This window comes from Anaerobiospirillum succiniciproducens DSM 6400 (assembly GCF_000482845.1).
GTDB lineage: Bacteria > Pseudomonadota > Gammaproteobacteria > Enterobacterales > Succinivibrionaceae > Anaerobiospirillum > Anaerobiospirillum succiniciproducens.
In genome coordinates this window covers 1-16,420 of sequence record NZ_AXWV01000017.1, presented here as the reverse complement: position 1 = coordinate 16,420, position 16,420 = coordinate 1, and the positions used below count along the sequence as shown (strand labels likewise).

The 16,420-nt window shown below is 44.5% G+C and carries 11 protein-coding genes; 7 read left to right on the top strand and 4 right to left on the bottom strand.

From position 1 onward, the window contains the following. Positions 1-108: 108 nt before the first annotated feature. From H524_RS0102320 to H524_RS0102300, 5 genes are all read left to right on the top strand, one after another. Positions 109-1,299 (top strand): DMT family transporter, encoded by a 1,191-nt coding sequence (locus H524_RS0102320; protein ID WP_027939071.1) that lies wholly within the window; start codon positions 109-111, stop codon positions 1,297-1,299. 516 nt (positions 1,300-1,815) lie between these two features. Continuing rightward, the gene (locus tag H524_RS0102315; protein ID WP_027939070.1) at positions 1,816-2,106 is read left to right on the top strand and encodes a co-chaperone GroES; all 291 of its coding nucleotides are present in this window, start codon (positions 1,816-1,818) and stop codon (positions 2,104-2,106) included. Positions 2,107-2,133: 27 nt separating this feature from the next. Beyond that, positions 2,134-3,786, top strand: a complete 1,653-nt coding sequence (gene groL / locus H524_RS0102310) for a chaperonin GroEL (protein WP_027939069.1) — start codon at positions 2,134-2,136, stop codon at positions 3,784-3,786. A gap of 221 nt (positions 3,787-4,007) precedes the next feature. Continuing rightward, the gene (locus H524_RS0102305) at positions 4,008-4,652 is read left to right on the top strand and encodes a lipid-A-disaccharide synthase N-terminal domain-containing protein (RefSeq protein WP_044121301.1); all 645 of its coding nucleotides are present in this window, start codon (positions 4,008-4,010) and stop codon (positions 4,650-4,652) included. Between the two features lie 529 nt (positions 4,653-5,181). Continuing rightward, positions 5,182-7,749, top strand: coding sequence for a hypothetical protein (locus tag H524_RS0102300; protein ID WP_027939067.1), 2,568 nt, complete (start codon positions 5,182-5,184; stop codon positions 7,747-7,749). A 296-nt stretch (positions 7,750-8,045) separates the two neighbouring features. On the opposite strand, the gene H524_RS0102290 is transcribed toward H524_RS0102300, so the two are convergent. The 3 genes from H524_RS0102290 to H524_RS0102280 form a co-directional block, all read right to left on the bottom strand. Then, positions 8,046-9,164 carry an IS630 family transposase gene (locus H524_RS0102290; protein ID WP_027939066.1) on the bottom strand — a complete coding sequence of 373 codons (1,119 nt, stop codon included), beginning with the start codon at positions 9,162-9,164 and terminating at the stop codon, positions 8,046-8,048. An 84-nt stretch (positions 9,165-9,248) separates the two neighbouring features. After that, on the bottom strand, positions 9,249-10,526 hold the full coding sequence (locus tag H524_RS0102285; protein ID WP_027939065.1) for an MFS transporter: 1,278 nt from the start codon (positions 10,524-10,526) through the stop codon (positions 9,249-9,251). Between the two features lie 127 nt (positions 10,527-10,653). Then, the gene (locus H524_RS0102280; RefSeq protein WP_027939064.1) at positions 10,654-13,545 is read right to left on the bottom strand and encodes a penicillin-binding protein 1A; all 2,892 of its coding nucleotides are present in this window, start codon (positions 13,543-13,545) and stop codon (positions 10,654-10,656) included. Positions 13,546-13,954: 409 nt separating this feature from the next. Between H524_RS0102280 and H524_RS13800 the strand changes: the two genes are divergently transcribed. Both H524_RS13800 and aroB read left to right on the top strand, forming a co-directional pair. Further along, entirely contained in the window at positions 13,955-14,557 is a 603-nt protein-coding gene (locus H524_RS13800) for a shikimate kinase (protein WP_052338853.1), read from the top strand. Between the two features lie 224 nt (positions 14,558-14,781). Continuing rightward, positions 14,782-15,867, top strand: a complete 1,086-nt coding sequence (gene aroB, locus H524_RS0102265) for a 3-dehydroquinate synthase (RefSeq protein WP_027939063.1) — start codon at positions 14,782-14,784, stop codon at positions 15,865-15,867. 231 nt (positions 15,868-16,098) lie between these two features. Here aroB and H524_RS13795 read toward each other — a convergent pair. After that, on the bottom strand, positions 16,099-16,420 hold a 322-nt coding region (locus H524_RS13795), incomplete at its 5' end, for a hypothetical protein (protein ID WP_044121300.1).

Genomic DNA, 16,420 nt, shown 5'->3' with positions numbered 1-16,420 from the left:
ATTTTCAAGAACAACTTCAGTTAGGCTGCTTTGAGTTTTCAAACATGACTTACTCTTGTGGTGAAGAGTGTCATGTTGTTTTATTTCTCGTTTTGCAGAGGTCAAAAAATGTCCCAAGCTAAGTACTACATACTACTGCTAGTAGTATGCTTGATTTGGGGTGCTACACCGGCTAGCGGTAAGTTCACCGTAGAGGCCTTCTCTCCTTTACTCATTACCGGCACTCGTTTTGCCATCATGGCTGCGATCTTATTCTTATACCTAATCATTACAGGCAATAAGAAAGACTTAAAGCCATCGCGCGAGGTGCTCTACATTGCAGCAGCAATGGGCTTTATGGGTATCTTGGTTCACAACGGCTTGCTCTTTTATGGCCTTAACTACACCACTGCTACTAATACCGCTTTAATTGAAAGTATCGGCCCAACTGCTACTACCATCTTGGCTTTCTTCTTCTTAGGTGAACGCCTTAGCAAAGGTGGCTGGGTCGGTATTGCTATTTCATGTGCCGGTGCTGTAACCATCGTATCTAAGGGATCTATCAACAATTTGTTAAACCTCGAGTTTAACTATGGTGACATCATGATCTTGGTCTGTGAAATAGCATGGTCAGCCTATGCTGTTATTTCATGGAACATTCATGGTCGCATCGGTACTATCGGTATGACAGCTTGGTCAGGTATGTTCGGTGCACTGATGTGCTATAGCGTTGGTGCTGTTACAGGTACTTTAGAAGTCTATACCGTTACTCAAGAGGCTATTTTAGGTTTTGGTTACTTAGTGTTCTTCTCAGGTCTGTTTGCATTCGTATCCTGGAACTACGCTATGTCCATCGTGGGTGCATCTAAAGCCGGCGTATTTGTTTACTTAGTTCCTCTAACCGGTGGCTTTGTAGGCGTGCTTTTCTTAGGCGAGGAGATTCTACCTGCTCAAATCATTGGTGCTTTCTTGATTTTATTTGGTGTCGTGATTACTACCCGCGCCAAGGTTAATCTTAAAGTTGCCAAAGATGTTAAAGCAGCTGAGAAAGGTCTGCCTACCTCAGCTGAAAAAGATCTGCTGCAGCGTTTCCCAGAGCTTGCTCAAAAGCACAATGAAAAGCTCGCTGCTAAGGGCGTAGAGATTCCAAATGCTAGCGATGTGGCTAAGTCCATTGAAAAGGCTACCATTGTCAAAGATAAGCTAGCCGCCCAAAGCGCAGCCACCTTAGAAAGTGCTACTGCAGATACCGAAGCTGCAGCCACGCTAGAGGATGCTACGACAGCTAAAAGTTCTGACAAGGCGCAAGCTAAGGGCTAGAAATAAAAGACTTAACAAGCGATGAGGGAGCAATTAACAGCATAATGCTCCCTCTTTGCTTTTTAGGGGTACGGAAAATCGAATCAAGGCATTTGAGGCGCATAAAAGATCTTTTAGTTGATACTAAATCTCAAATACAGCATTTATTCTTGAAAGTTGGTGGGCATTAAAACGGCATATTTATGCGCATTCTAGGGTGAATGCTGCAATTTTTATAAAGTATTTAGGAAAAAATTTTGTAACTTGGCCTTGAAATGCAAAATGCCCATCCCCACTTAGTATTCTGTACGGATAGATTGTCATTAAAGATCGACGTACTTAAATGATTGGTTTGCATGAGGGGCTGTTTGAGTCCTTTAGATTTACAAACGAGGGCAATGGGAATTGTTCCTCACAAACCAGTCAGATTTGAAGCACCTAGCTTATAAAGCAGGTAGCCAGAGTTTTTAGCATATGAGTTTCATCAACATGCACTCAGGCACAGATTGATGAAACCTGGAATTTTCAGGCATAAAAATGAAGTTAGTTCCTTTATACGACCGTGTAATCATCAAGCCATTTGAGGTTGAGACCAAGTCCGAGGGCGGCATCTTATTAGGTTCTGCTGCTCAGAAGTCAACTCGCGGTAAAGTTATTGCCGTTGGTAATGGCCGCATTCTCGATAACGGTACCACCGCTCCTTTAAGCGTTAAGGTTGGCGACGTTGTTGTTTACAACGAAGGCTACGGCACCAAGAAAGAGCGCTTAGACGGTGAAGAGGTTTACATCCTCTCCGAGAGCGACATCTTAGCAATTGTTAACGAGTAAGATTTCAGGTAGTAAGGATTAAGAAAAATGGCTGCTAAAGACGTATTTTTTGGTAACGAAGCACGCGCTCAGATGTTAGAGGGCGTAAACACCTTAGCTAACGCTGTTAAGGTAACCTTAGGTCCTAAGGGCCGTAACGTAGTTCTCGACAAGGCCTACGGCGCTCCATTAATCACCAAGGACGGTGTTACTGTAGCTAAGGAAATCGAGCTTGATGGCAAGTTCCAGAACATGGGCGCTCAGATGGTTAAGGAAGTTGCTTCTAAGGCCAACGACGCTGCTGGTGACGGCACCACCACTGCTACCGTTTTAGCTCAGGCTATCGTTACCGAGGGTTTAAAGGCTGTTGCAGCTGGCATGAACCCAATGGACTTAAAGCGTGGTATCGATAAGGCTGTTGCAGCTGCTGTTGCTGAGTTAAAGACCTTATCTACCGAGTGCAAGGACTCTAAGTCAATTGCTCAGGTTGGTACCATCTCTGCAAACTCTGACACCACCGTTGGTAACTTAATCTCCGAGGCTATGGAGAAGGTTGGTCGTGACGGCGTTATCACCGTTGAAGATGGTCAGGGTCTTGAGGATCAGTTAGACCTCGTAGAGGGTATGCAGTTCGACCGTGGCTACTTATCCCCATACTTCATCAACAAGGCTGACACTGGCTCTGTTGAGCTTGAGAACCCATACATCCTCCTTTGCGACAAGAAGATCGCTAACATCCGCGACATTCTTCCTATCCTCGAGGGCGTAGCTAAGGCTGGTAAGTCATTACTGTTAATCGCTGAGGACGTTGAGTCTGAGGCATTAGCTACCTTAGTTGTTAACAACATGCGCGGCATCGTAAAGGTTGCTGCTGTTAAGTCCCCAGGCTTTGGCGATCGTCGTAAGGCTATGTTACAGGATATCGCTATCTTAACCGGCGGTACCGTAATCTCTTCAGACTTAGGCATGGAACTCGAGAAGGCAACCTTAGATGATTTAGGTGTTGCTAAGCGCGTAGTTATCACCAAGGACAACACCACCATTATCGACGGTGCTGGTGAGGCTCAGGACATCGCTGACCGTGTTGACCAGATCCGTAAGCAGATCGAAGAGTCAACCTCTGAGTACGATCGTGAGAAGCTCCAAGAGCGTGTTGCTAAGCTCGCTGGCGGTGTTGCAGTAATCAAGGTTGGTGCTGCTACCGAAGTTGAGATGAAAGAGAAGAAGGCTCGCGTTGAGGACGCTATGCACGCTACCCGCGCTGCTGTTGAAGAGGGCGTTGTTCCAGGCGGCGGTGTTGCTTTAGTTCGCGTAGCTTCTAAGATCTGCGGCAAGATCGACGGCGACAACGAGGACCAGAAGGTTGGTATCAAGGTTGCCCTGCGTGCTATGGAAGCCCCATTACGTCAGATCGTTGCTAACGCTGGTGAAGAGCCATCAGTTGTTGCTAACAACGTTCGTACCGGTGAGGGCAACTACGGTTACAACGCAGCTACCGACACCTACGGTGACATGATCGAGATGGGTATTCTTGATCCTGCTAAGGTAACTCGTTCTGCTCTGCAGTTTGCTGCTTCTATCGCTGGTTTAATGATCACCACCGAGTGCATGATCGCTGACGCTCCTAAGAAGGACGAGCCAGCCATGGCCCCAGGCATGGGCGGCATGGGTGGTATGGGCGGCATGGGCGGCATGATGTAATAGCCCGTCGTAAGGTTATCCATACGTACTTAAGACCTAAAGGCATCTAAGCTTAATCAAGCTTAAATGCTCTAGGCATCAAATGGCTCCTAGGCTCACGCTTAGGAGCCTTTTTTATGCTCATAAACTAAGGCAAATCTAGGTTTGTTTTGCTATCTTAAGTGGCTCTTTAATGCTTTAGCTAGCAATAGCTAGAAATGCTTGAATTTTTGGAGATAGCAATGGAGCTAGTTTCATGGTTTACCATCGTCGGTGCGGCAGGGCAATGTGCCTTTGGTGCACGAATGCTGCTGCAGTGGCTGCTCTCTGAAAAAGCAGGGCAGGTGGTAAATCCTGCTATGTTTTGGTGGCTGTCGCTCTTAGGCGCAGTATGTATGAGCGTGTATGGCTTTTTACGCAATGATGCGGCCATTTTGCTCTCTCAAGTGCTTGCCTATTATGTGTATGTTTACAATCTACATCTGAAAGAACAGCTCAAGCACTTAAAGAGAGTCGGCACTATTGCTATTTGTATCCTGCCGCTTGTCTTGCTTGCCTGCCTATTAACTGATAAGGATGCCTTTGCTAGCCTCTTTTTAAATGACGAGCACATACCAAGCGCCTGGCTCATTTTTGGTACCGTAAGCTACTCACTCTTTACGATCCGTTATCTTTATCAGTCATACATGTCTCATCATGCTGGCCAATCACTGTTGCCACTACCATTTTGGTATATCAGTATTGTTGCCGCTGTATCGGTTCAAGTTTATGGCATCTATCGTTCTGACATTGTTCTGATCGTCAGCCAAGCAGGCGGTCTTATCGTCTATATTCGCAATATCATGCTTCACTATAAGCACAAGCGTGAACAACAAATCAACGCCTAGTGAATAGGGCTGCTAAAAACTGCTTATTAGCTAGGTATGCCAATGCTAGCTAAAAACTGCTTATTAGCTTGGTGTGCCAATGCTAGCTATAAACTGCTTATTAGCTTGGTAGGCCAATGCTAGCTATAAACTCATAACATAAACTATTAGTTAATACACAAGCTCTTTTGCACAATTGCCGCTTTAGCATAATGTCTATACTGATGTTGCGCCTTAACAGGGCGTAGACATGGTAAAAGGCCTATATTATCGCGCTGTTCATTTCTTTCTTGTTTGTAGCGCTTGGCAACTTTGGTATATTAGATTCACTTTTCTACTTGAGCGTGTACGTTTCTTGCTTAAGTATCTATTAAGCTACGTGTGGTAGCTATCAATGCCTATGAGCTTTTAAGGTTAGATATCCTCTATGCTCATTTGGGTAATGCTCAGAAGTCATCTTTGATTTGTATAACGGCCATCTAAGTCCGGCGTTATTTTCTTGCTCGCTATGAAATCTAATCGTGTCTACCTGTTGTTGCTTTTGGGAATTATGGCAGCTTTCATGCCTGCGCTGCTATTACGTGACTTCAGTGTCGACTTAGAGTTACCTTTCATTGCTTTAGCATTAGAGACTTTAGAGCAAGGCTCCATTTATGCCTTCAATGACTCATCCTTAACCTACGCGCAAAGCTCGCCGGTTTACTTATGGATAGTGATGCTCTCTTTAAGCCTGTCAGCACACTATGCCCTGCCGATACTCTTATTTATCTCGCTCCTTTCGTTCCTTGTTATTCTTTCGTCCTTAGATCGTCTTTTGGCCTCAGAGTTTAGACATCAAGAGCGTCTTTTGATTATTGTCGGCATGTGTTCCATGCTGCTTTTAGATGTTGGCGTACTCACAGCTCGCGTTGATATGCTCTTTGCGGCTGTGCAATTGCTCGCATACACCAAGATTATCAAGCGCTATCAACTCATTCATGACACTGCTGTAGGTCAATTGCGTCCAAAGTTTGGCAATCTGTCCATCCCGCTGCTGCTCTTTGCAGGCATCTTTATTACTGGTTTTGATGCTTTAGTAGTGATTATGGTGTCTCTGCTGGCTCTGATGGCTGTAAATAAAGAGATAAAGCGCTTTTTTGAGGTGTTTAGACCTCATTACTTTGTCATTATTCTTTTATGCTCAGGATTAGTCACTCTCTCAATCTATATTGATTGTGGTTCTAGTGGCGTGGGCTTATTTTTCGACAAGTTCATCAAGAATCACAGCTTAGTCAATGCATTCATGGGGGCTCCAGAGTATTGGAAAGAGCAAGCTCAAGTGGCAGGATCGGCTCTTTCACCACTCTTCATGAGCGCATCTTCAGGTCAGGGTATCCTTGCCGCTTGGCTTACTGGCGATGATTTATTTAGTCTTGGACTAAGACTCTTTGTGCTTTTAAATCTGCCAATTGGTCTGTGTGCTCTGTACTTTATCGTAAGACAGCTCTTTACCCGCAATTGCACTAACTTAAAGATTCGCGCCTGCATTATCTTTGTATTAGTGTCATCTTTGACCGTAATCTTGCCTAATGCTGAGCATGACTTGTACTTCCTGCCAGCAGCACCACTACTTTACTACTATGTGATTCTTTCTTATCGCAGCATGCAAGAAAAGGCTATGTTGCGTCGTATTTCGCAAAATGTTTTTGATGAGCTCTCGGGCAAGAATCACGAGATAGATGATTTAAGCGACGCACAGAATACAACTAAGCAAGAAGGCCCAGTTATCGCCTATGAAGTGAAAACAGGCTCAGCTTTCTTAGCCTCAGCTGAAGACCTCAAGTCTTCATCTGTGCAAATGAGCAAGCCACATATGGCCTCATATGAGACTGACTTTGAGGGCAATGAGCACGAGAGCCACACTAAACATGATGTGCGCTTACAAAACAATAATGATGAGCATAGTACCTCATCTAGCAAGGTCGACTCTTACAAACACTCTAGCGTTGCAAAAGAGGCAAAAGACGCAGATTCAACCGAGATTAAGTCTAGTGCTGAGCATGCATTTAGTGTAGAAAGTGGGAGTGCTTCTTTAGTATTGCTTGATGAGTCAGGCAAGCCAGATGAGAGCGTAATGACCGAGGAACAGCGTGCTGCAGCTCGTCGCGAAGAGAAGAAGCAAAAGGCACGTCTTAAGCAAGATATGCTTGCTCGTGAACAAGAGCTTAAGAATAGAGAGCAGGCCATCTCAGAGGTGGGTAGCGCTGTTCAAAGAGTAGGCGAAATTCAAGTTGAGATGATTAAGAATGCCCCTGATGGATCACAGGCAATGTTACATGCATTGGCTGCGATGCAAGGTGGCAAACGTATTGGTATCGAGATTACCGGTAGCGGTCACTTACTCTTTGGTTTAAGTGCACGTACTGAGCGCAATCCATTGCCAATTGCTTTAACTGCTGCTTTGATACTCCCAATGTTTGCTTATGCAGCATTGTTCTTCTTATTCATCACCGATTATGGCAACTTCCCGGTAGCAAATGAGCCAATGATTGGTATTGGCCTTGGCTTCTTAGTCTTTATGTGTCTGCCTGCAGCTATGTTTGTCATCAATAGACTGATGATCTTTGCCATAGCTATGCTCGGTTTAGGTACTCTTGGCTTTGTGTTCTTATCATCTTTCGCTCTGCCATATGTGAATGCATCCATTGCTATTGGCAAGCAGGCTCAGGCTGTTTCTACACGCATTGATAAGGGCTCATCAAATGTCCTATGCTACTTTGGCAATGGCAAGGCTGCCCCATTCTACGTTTATGACAGTCGTATCATCGTGCGTGCCGATGACTCTAATCTAGAGCTGTGCTTAAAGAATAACTTTAATATCATCATCACCAATGAGCGTCTTAGCAACAATTTGCAGTGGAATGCTTTGCTTGAGCATCAGAAAGTAGTTGATTTTGGCTCTGCTTTATTCGTTCCAGCCAAGCTCAAAAAAGGCTCAAGTGAGACTCTCAACTCATCAACTGACAAGGGCACTCTGCCGCTGCGTTCTTCAGCTGAGGGTGCAAGTATCAGCACAGAGGTAGCAGGTAAAGCACGTCTGCAGCTACCTTTGCACGAGGATGCGCCTAAAGCAGAGTAGCAGTCTGACTAGCACTTCCGCTCCGTGTAGCTCCGCTCCGTGTTGCGCCCACCGTTATCTCGTTGGCACGCCACAGTGATAGAGCCTTTTGCTCTACGCCAAGCGCTCGCACCACACGCTCAAGCGCCATCTCTCTATTGCCTCACGTTTTAAGCCAGATTCTTGCGCCCACTAGCTAAGGGCGCTATTGCCCAATAATTTAGGCTATAGCTCTTGAGCTGAATAATCGATCATCTCAAACCATTCCCATCCATCATGAACATGCAATCAAATTGCTTGAGGCATTTTTGTTGAGGTTAAACATCAACTTCATTTGTTTGGCACTTCCAGCGAGATGCTTCTTGACAGTCGTTGATAAGGTCTATGCATTCAGTGATACGACGTTCTAGTTCTTTCTCGTTCGCTACTTTAATGCTTTGAAGCAAAATTCTAATAACTTTGGCAAACCATGCTTCAATCAGATTTAGCCATGCACCGTGCTTAGGATTCATAACAAACTCAAAGCGGCTATTCGTACTTTGAATAAATGCCTGAGTTTCTTTTGAGAAGATGAGTCTATGGTTATCAAGAGCCACCTTTATAAGCTTTTCTTTTGCATATGTCTTATCAAGCAGTTTTAGAAAATCAACAAACTCATAGCTTCTATGATGCTCACGAACAACAGCTGTTACTTTGCCAGAAATGAGATTAATGGCTGCTAGCAGGTATAAGGAGCCATGGCGCTTGATTTCGCTATCTCGTGATGTGGTTAAATGCTGCGCATTTGCTAAGCTGCCTGCATTAGAAGATGAATGTCTTTTAACCAAAGATTCGTCATCATATGAGACACGGTAATAAGCATCCTTAAGATTATATTCAACTGCTAGATTGATGGCTTTGTAGAGAACAAGAACATTGTTAACGTTGTCTATAGAAGAGTCGTCAGTGCGCTCAAGAAAGTACTTATTATTTTGAGGTTTTGACTTGTTCAGTATCTTCCAAACAGTAGATTTGGACACATTACTAAGCTCTGTAAATCCCTTATCTGAACAATGATTTTTTATGTATTCTCTAAGTAGGTTGATACTCCACAGCTCATGCTTGTAGCCTAAGTCCTTAGGATTAGTACAAGCAAGCTCTATTACATAGCCCTTTGCATCATCACTAATAGTAATTGGTCTGCCAGAGCGTTCAAGGTCAGCCCAACAAGATGCTATACCATGCTGTAAGTACTTGTTGATAACCTTGTGAATAGATTGACGTGAGAGTTTAACTTCGCTAGCGATCTCTGATGGAGTCTTGCCTTCATGAGCAAGCTTAAGAATAGTTGCATTCCTAAATGAGGTATGACTTTGTGCTCTGCCTTTTAGGATAGCTCCTACTTCTGACAACTCATCTTCAGTGAGCTTAATAGTCTTTTTGATTGGACGAGACATGCTAGCAACTCCTCAAAGTCTCCCTGATACGACACCATTACTATGGATCCGCATTAAAGCAACAATCTAATGCAAAGCTGTTTGCTAGTCCTTGGCCTTGTCTTTGGATAGCTTAATTAGAATTACGCTCATTACGGTAACAAAAAGAACGCTCATAGCCTGACAGAGGTAGGTATAAGGAAGGGTAATGGCGTGTGCAAGGAAACCAATGAGCGCAGGGCCAATCAAAATGCCAGTAAAGCCGATGGTGTTGACTATAGTCACCGAGATATGAGTTGGCACTTCTTTAATGCGTGCAGTGATTGAGACGAGTTGAGGCACAACATTAGATGCTCCAACACCAATAAGTGCAAAGCCTAAGAAAGCGGCGCTGTAGTGAGGAATCACTACCGCTACTATAAAGCCTGCCATGATAAACATTGTGCCAATGATAATGACTTTGCCGCGTCCAAATTTAGAAACGACCTTATCACCAGTTAAGCGGCAGATAGTCATCATTACCGCAAAAGCAGCATAGCCATAGCCTGCATGCTCAAGTGCTAAGCCTCTTTGTGAGTGCAAGAAGACACCTGACCAGTCGAGCATGGAGGCCTCAGTCATGAACATGATGAGACACATAATGCCAATGAGTAAAACTGTTGGGTGGGTGTAGTACTTTAAAGTGCTGCTCTGTTGACCATGAGATAGCTCTTGCTCGCAGTTTTCTCGCTGTCCGCTTGCGTTCTGTTCACCTTGCGCTAGTTTGCTGTCAGCTTCTTGTTCACTGCTTGTTGCCTGTTCGACACTCTTGCCAATATGTACATTGGTTATGAGGTATTTGCATCCACCCATAACCAGTAAGAGGATAAAGACTGAGGCAATGCCACCCACTAAGGTGAGGTCAAACTTAATGGATAAAAGGAAAGTTACAGACAGTGAACCTAAGAGGCCGCCCACGCTATAAAGACCATGTAGACCTGACATGATATTGCGCTCAGTTACTTCTTCAACGAGAGCTGCATTGACGTTTGAGACTACATCTATGGTAATGGCAGCTATTCCCATGACAAATAAGATAAAAGCCATTACATATAGGTTGTAGGTAAAAGGAATGGCTCCGATGCAGGCAGCTGCAGCGATAGCGGCTAAATAAATAGGGCCTCTGCAGCCAAACTTTGAGGTGAAGTAGCCATTTAGCGGCATAGCGACAAAAGAGCCAATACCCACGCACAGCAATAAGAGTCCTAAGGTATGCTCATCTAAGCTAAAGCGATCTTTAACGTATGGGATCATGGGTGCCCAGGCAGCAATAGAGAATCCCGCTGCTAAAAAGGAGAGGCGGTTAGAAAAGATTAGCTTGCGTGCTTGAGCGTCTGAAGTCATCTCATATTGCCTGTTTAACTAAATACAAAAGCCGCAGCTATACGGCTGCGGCTTTGGAATGTAGCTATAGAGCTACAGCATCATCTTATGCATATGCTGTTGTGCAGCATAGACAAAGCTAGGTGCACTAGAAGATCTCGTCGCCAGAAACGTCTGATGAATCGATACCAGTGTTCTTAACTGAGCTTGAAGCTGAACCCTCGTCGATAATCATCATGCCTGGTACAGAGGCTTCAGTGATTCCACGGTTGGTGGTGTAAACAATACCCTTTGGACGTGGGATTTGGGCCTCAGGTACACCCTCTTGAGCCTTCTTGAAGAAGTCAGCAAAGATAGGAAGTGCGGTAGCACCACCAGACTCTGAGCCCTTGCCAATGGAATAGCCAAGGTTACGATCGTTATCAAAACCAACCCATGAGGCTACTACTAAGTTGCCATTAAAGCCTGAGAACCAAGCATCATGCACGTTGTTTGTAGTACCAGTTTTACCGTGTAGGTCGGTACGACCAGTAATAGTGCCAGCACGCGAGCCAGTACCCCAATATGGGCCGTTGATACCGACGCCACCGTAGATATTTGACTTCATCAATGAGGCCACAATATAAGCATGACTATGACTTAAGATCTGAGGTGCATACTTGTATGGGCCGCCATCGTGTGCAAGGGTATCTAAGTCAGATAAAGCAGCAACCGATGCTTGAGGACCAGTTAAATCTTTAGCAGGGTAGTTAATCAGCATGCTGCCGTTTTCATCAACTGGTGCAGCGATAGTGCCAGTAGGCTGACCATTCTCATCGAGCTTTGGAGGCTTCTTATTGGTGTTATTAATGAGCTCAGCTAAAGCTAAATCACGTGGATTTGGCTGATAGTTCTTCACATACTCAAGCGGAATACCATTTTGAATGATATCTGGCAGATTAGGATCTGCAAGTCTTGGGTGAGCTTGGTATAGAACCTCACCATTTTCAAGTTCAATACGGTCGATTAAGTATGGGGTGAGCTTGTAACCACCATTAGCAAAAGCTGAGAAGGAGGTTGCCATCTGCAGCGGTGTAAGCTCCATAGAACCTAAGGCCATGGACTCACTTTGCTGGAATGGAGGCACAAAGATATCAAACTTGCGTAAGTGCTTAACTGCATTCTCAACACCCACGTGACGGATGGTACGAATAGCAATAGAGTTCTTACTTCTAGCTAAACCTTCACGTAAGGTCATTGGGCCGTCAAAGCGGTTTGGTGAGTTACGTGGCTCCCACCAAGTACGTGAGCCCACATCCCAAGTCTTAATTGGTACGTCTGGGATCACTGAGTTAGTGGAGATACCATAAGCAATCGCTGATGAGTAAATGAATGGCTTGAAGTTAGAGCCAGTCTGACGTAAAAGCTGAGTAGTACGATTAAACTTTGACTTCTCGTAGTCAAAACCGCCAGCCATAGCTCGTACAGCACCATTACGTGGATCTAAAGCAATCAGAGCACTTTCTACATCTGGAAGCTGAGTTAAGGTAATGACCTCATCAGTACGTGCAGGCTGATTCTTGGTAGCTTTGCGGTCTACATAATTGATGAAAGTAAAGACAATGTCACCAGGGAGTAAGAACTCGCTTGGATAAGTAGGCAGAGCACCTTGGCTGCGATCAGTCTTGAAAGCACGTGCCCAAGACATACCTTCCCAAGTTAATACTTTCTCTGAGCCATTAGGATAGAGAAGCCCCACTTGCTTGTTGGCATCATCAATAACGGTAACTAAGGCAAGATCGATACTCTCATACTTGTCTTCTTTCATGAGGCGATCTAAAAGCTGCTCACGAGACATAGCCTGAATAGCTGCATACTCAGCGCTGCCCTTGAGTAGGTTGCGCTTGTCAATCTCTGCAACTACCTGCTGATAGCTAAGAGGCTTGCCGCTTTGTGCAGCAGATTTTCTTAGGCCTTCACGTGCATCCATGATAATGCCATTGTTTGCATTTGCATTCAGGCCAGTTTTCTCAGTGGCCTTCTTAGCAGAGCCGCGAATACCACGGGTTGAGTCGTAGATATTGTATAAAGGTCCACGATAGCCATGGCGCTGATCATAGGCAGTTAAATTCTTAAAGATAGCATCATGGGCATAGCGCTGATAATTAGAGTCTACAGTGGTGTAGATCTTAAAGCCCTTGGTATAAGCCTCTTCGCCGTATTTTGCTAATACTGCAATACGAGCTTCTTCAGCTACATATGGCGCATAGGCCTCAAGTGGGGTTGAGTGGAAGTAGGCCTTAGAAGGAGCGGCATCTGCGATCTCAAATTCTTCGTCAGTAATGAAGCCTAAAGTACGCATACGCTGCAGTACTAAGTGACGACGGTCGCGAGCACGCTCAGGGCTAGTAATTGGGTTTAAGGTAGATGGGGCTTTAGGCAGACCTGCGATAGTTGCAATTTCTGCTAAAGACAGATCCTCTAAGGACTTGCCATAGTAAGTTTGTGCTGCAGCAACTACACCATATGATCTGTGGCCAAGAGCAATCTTGTTTAAGTAGAGCTCAAAGATTTCTTCTTTAGAGAGAACTTGCTCGATACGCCAAGCAATGAAGACTTCTTTAACCTTACGCTCTAAGGTCTTATCACGGGTTAAGAAGAAGTTTCGAGCTACCTGCTGAGTAATAGTAGAAGCACCTTGAGAGGCACCACCAGAGGTTACGGCAACTGCAAGAGCACGTAAGATACCGATAGGATCGATACCTGAGTGTTCATAGAAGCGAGAGTCTTCAATGGCCAGGAAAGCTTGCTGCATCTTTTGAGGTATTTGCTCAAGCTTTACAGGAATACGCTTGTGCTCACCGAACTCACCAATTAGCTTGCCATCACTGGTGTAGATCTTCATTGGGGTTTCAAAAGTAACCTGCTTTAACTCGTCGACGTCAGGAAGTTCCTCGAGAGTCGAGTAGTAGGCAGCAGCAACCACGCCGCCTGATAAGGCAGCGCCCAACAACATTGCCCAAAGTCCATAACGCATCAGCTTAAAGGCTTTATCTAACAACGTAGTGCTCCTGAGTTAAGAAAACCTGAATCGAACATTCTAACAAATTACTGACATCATCTAACACTTGCAATTTTCGTTCTAGCTATAAAAGGCCTATTTACCTCATTTTTGGCCTTAACTTTCTCATCATAAGATACCAACGATCTCTTAGCACTAGCTTTAGATCTGCAAAGCTGACGGTGCATTTATTAAGCATAAAGATGGGGCAAATGCTTCTAAACAGAGCAAGTGTGGAGCTGTAGTGCTTTTAGTTGGCCAATGTCTTAATAATCAGGCACAATGAGTTGATAGCTTGAGACAGTCAAAGAGGCAATGTGTATAGCATTTTGCACAAGTAGCGCCTTTGTTGTCTCGTAGTTTGCTATGACACTTGTTGGTGTTGCTAATGTTAAGGAGAGTTTGTCTGATGTGTAGTGATCACAAGGCTGTGTTTCTTGTTGGGCCGATGGGCGCAGGAAAGTCGACAATTGGACGACAGCTTTCGCAGCGCTTTGAGGGCGGCTTTGTTGATTTAGACAACTACATTGTCAAAGTTGCAGGTAAGTCCATTCCAGATATCTTTGAGCAAGATGGTGAGGCTTACTTTAGACAACTTGAGCATGACTGCTTGGAGGCAATACTCACCGGAGTATCTACACGTTTAACGCAAGAGCAAATACCTAATCCTCTCCCTGCAATTGTGGCTGGCGGAGGTGGCGTAGCCATGCGTGAGGATAACCGTCAGTTAATTAGCGACCACTCTTTATGTATTTACCTGTACTTAGATGTAGACAAGCAGTACGAGCGAGTTAACGGCGATAGCAATCGTCCTATGATTAAGGTGGATGATGTTAAAGAGCGACTTAAGAATCTTTTTGTCTCACGAGACCCACAATACCGTGAGATAGCCAATATCGTCCTTGATAGCTCAGGCTCGCTTAAGGATTTAGTGCGTCGCACTGTCCACTCAATTAAGCTACGTAAGTTGCCAGGCTTAAAGCTAAAGAATAATAACGAACAGACCAACTAAGTAATATAGGCATGCCGTAAGCTAAATCATGCGCCGATGCCTAAAGCTAAAGCTAAAGCTAGAGCGCAAGCTAGATATCAAGCTCAAGCTCAAGCTCAAGCATAAGGCTATGCAGCTTTGCAGATGCTAAGCTTATGTGGCCTTGCCAATGCTAAGTTGTGGCGCGGGCGCTGAGTGATGTAGGCTTAAGCTTGTGTGTAAGAAAAAATAGATCAGGAGCACTCATGGAAAAGGTACATATCGCTTTAGATGAAAACTCATATGACATTTTCATCGGTCATGGTCTTGATAGCGCTGCCATAATTAAAGATGCTTTGCCAAAGACTAAGGATCTTTTGATTGTCAGCAATGAGACTATTGCTCCTTTGTATCTTAAAAAGCTTGAAGATGCGCTGACCTCAGTTGGTTTTCGCACTAAGAGCTGCATTTTAAAAGACGGCGAAAACTATAAGAACATCGATAGCTATATGCAGATTATGACTGCGTTGCTTGAAGATGGCTTTGGTCGAGACTGTGCCTTAGTTGCTCTAGGCGGCGGTGTCATTGGAGATATGACTGGTTTTGCTGCAGCTACTTATCAGCGCGGCGTGGACTTTGTACAGATTCCAACCACCTTGCTCTCATTAGTTGATTCTTCCGTGGGTGGCAAGACTGCAGTAAATCATCCACTTGGCAAGAACATGATTGGCGCATTCCATCAGCCAAAGGTGGTGGTAGCTGACCTTGATTATTTAAAGACCTTACCTGAGCGAGAGATTGCAGCTGGTATGGCTGAGGTCATTAAGTATGGCGTCATCTTTGATCATGAGTTCTTTAAGTATCTTGAAGATGCTCAAGATACAGAAGCTTTAGATCTTACTTATGTAGTTAAGCGCTGCTGTGAGCTTAAGGCCTCTGTAGTTTCACAAGATGAAAAAGAGCGTGGCTTACGTGCTCTGCTTAACTATGGCCATACGTTTGGTCATGCCATTGAGGTTGGCATGGGCTTTGGAACCTATCTGCACGGTGAGGCCGTTGCTGTGGGTATGCTCATTGCCGCTTTTGTTTCTAACAAAACTAACAAGGGCTTAAGTGAGGAGGATGTGTCCCGTATTCAGGCCATCTTACCTAAGTACAAGTTGCCATATGTATCTCCTGATAAGCTTACAGGTGAGGACTACATCAAGTTCATGCGTCATGACAAGAAGGTAAAAGCAGGCGTCATTAACTATGTCATTCCAAAAGCCATTGGTGAGGCTTATGTAGCAAAAGATCTTGCTGATGACACCATCATTAAACTCATTGAGGAGTTTAAGCAGCGCTTTAACTAGCAAAAGCTGGTGTTTTACGCATCATAGCCTTAGTTTTTCTGTTAATTGCTCTCAAATCAAACAAGCATCTTAACGATGAGATTAACATTGGTAGCATAGTAATAGCGCATGAGTATTAACAAGCCTCGGTTTATGCTGGTCCTTGCGCTATTGGTGCCTAAATGTCATAAAAATCTTAATCAACAGAAAACTTTTTGTGGTCTAGAAATACCAGTTTTAGACCACTGTAGATTAGATTTTAGTAGGCTTTCTGCCACGCATATTTTCTTTTAAGAGATTGGTTAGATTTTGCTGCTCCATCAGAGGCACCAACTTCTTGAGGAGCTTTTCAGGTTGGTCTTTGTGTCGAATTTTAGTTGCACTCATGTTGCCTTTGTAAAAGGTGGCTGCTGCTAGACGGTAGATTGCAAATACCACGTTATTGAATGTTGATATAGCTTCCATGCTGCTTTCATCCAAATCTGTGCGATCATCTTTGTTTAGTTCAGTATCCATAAACGACTCTATATCAGACTCATAGTGCCAGCGCTGATCTATAGCCTCCATAATAAGC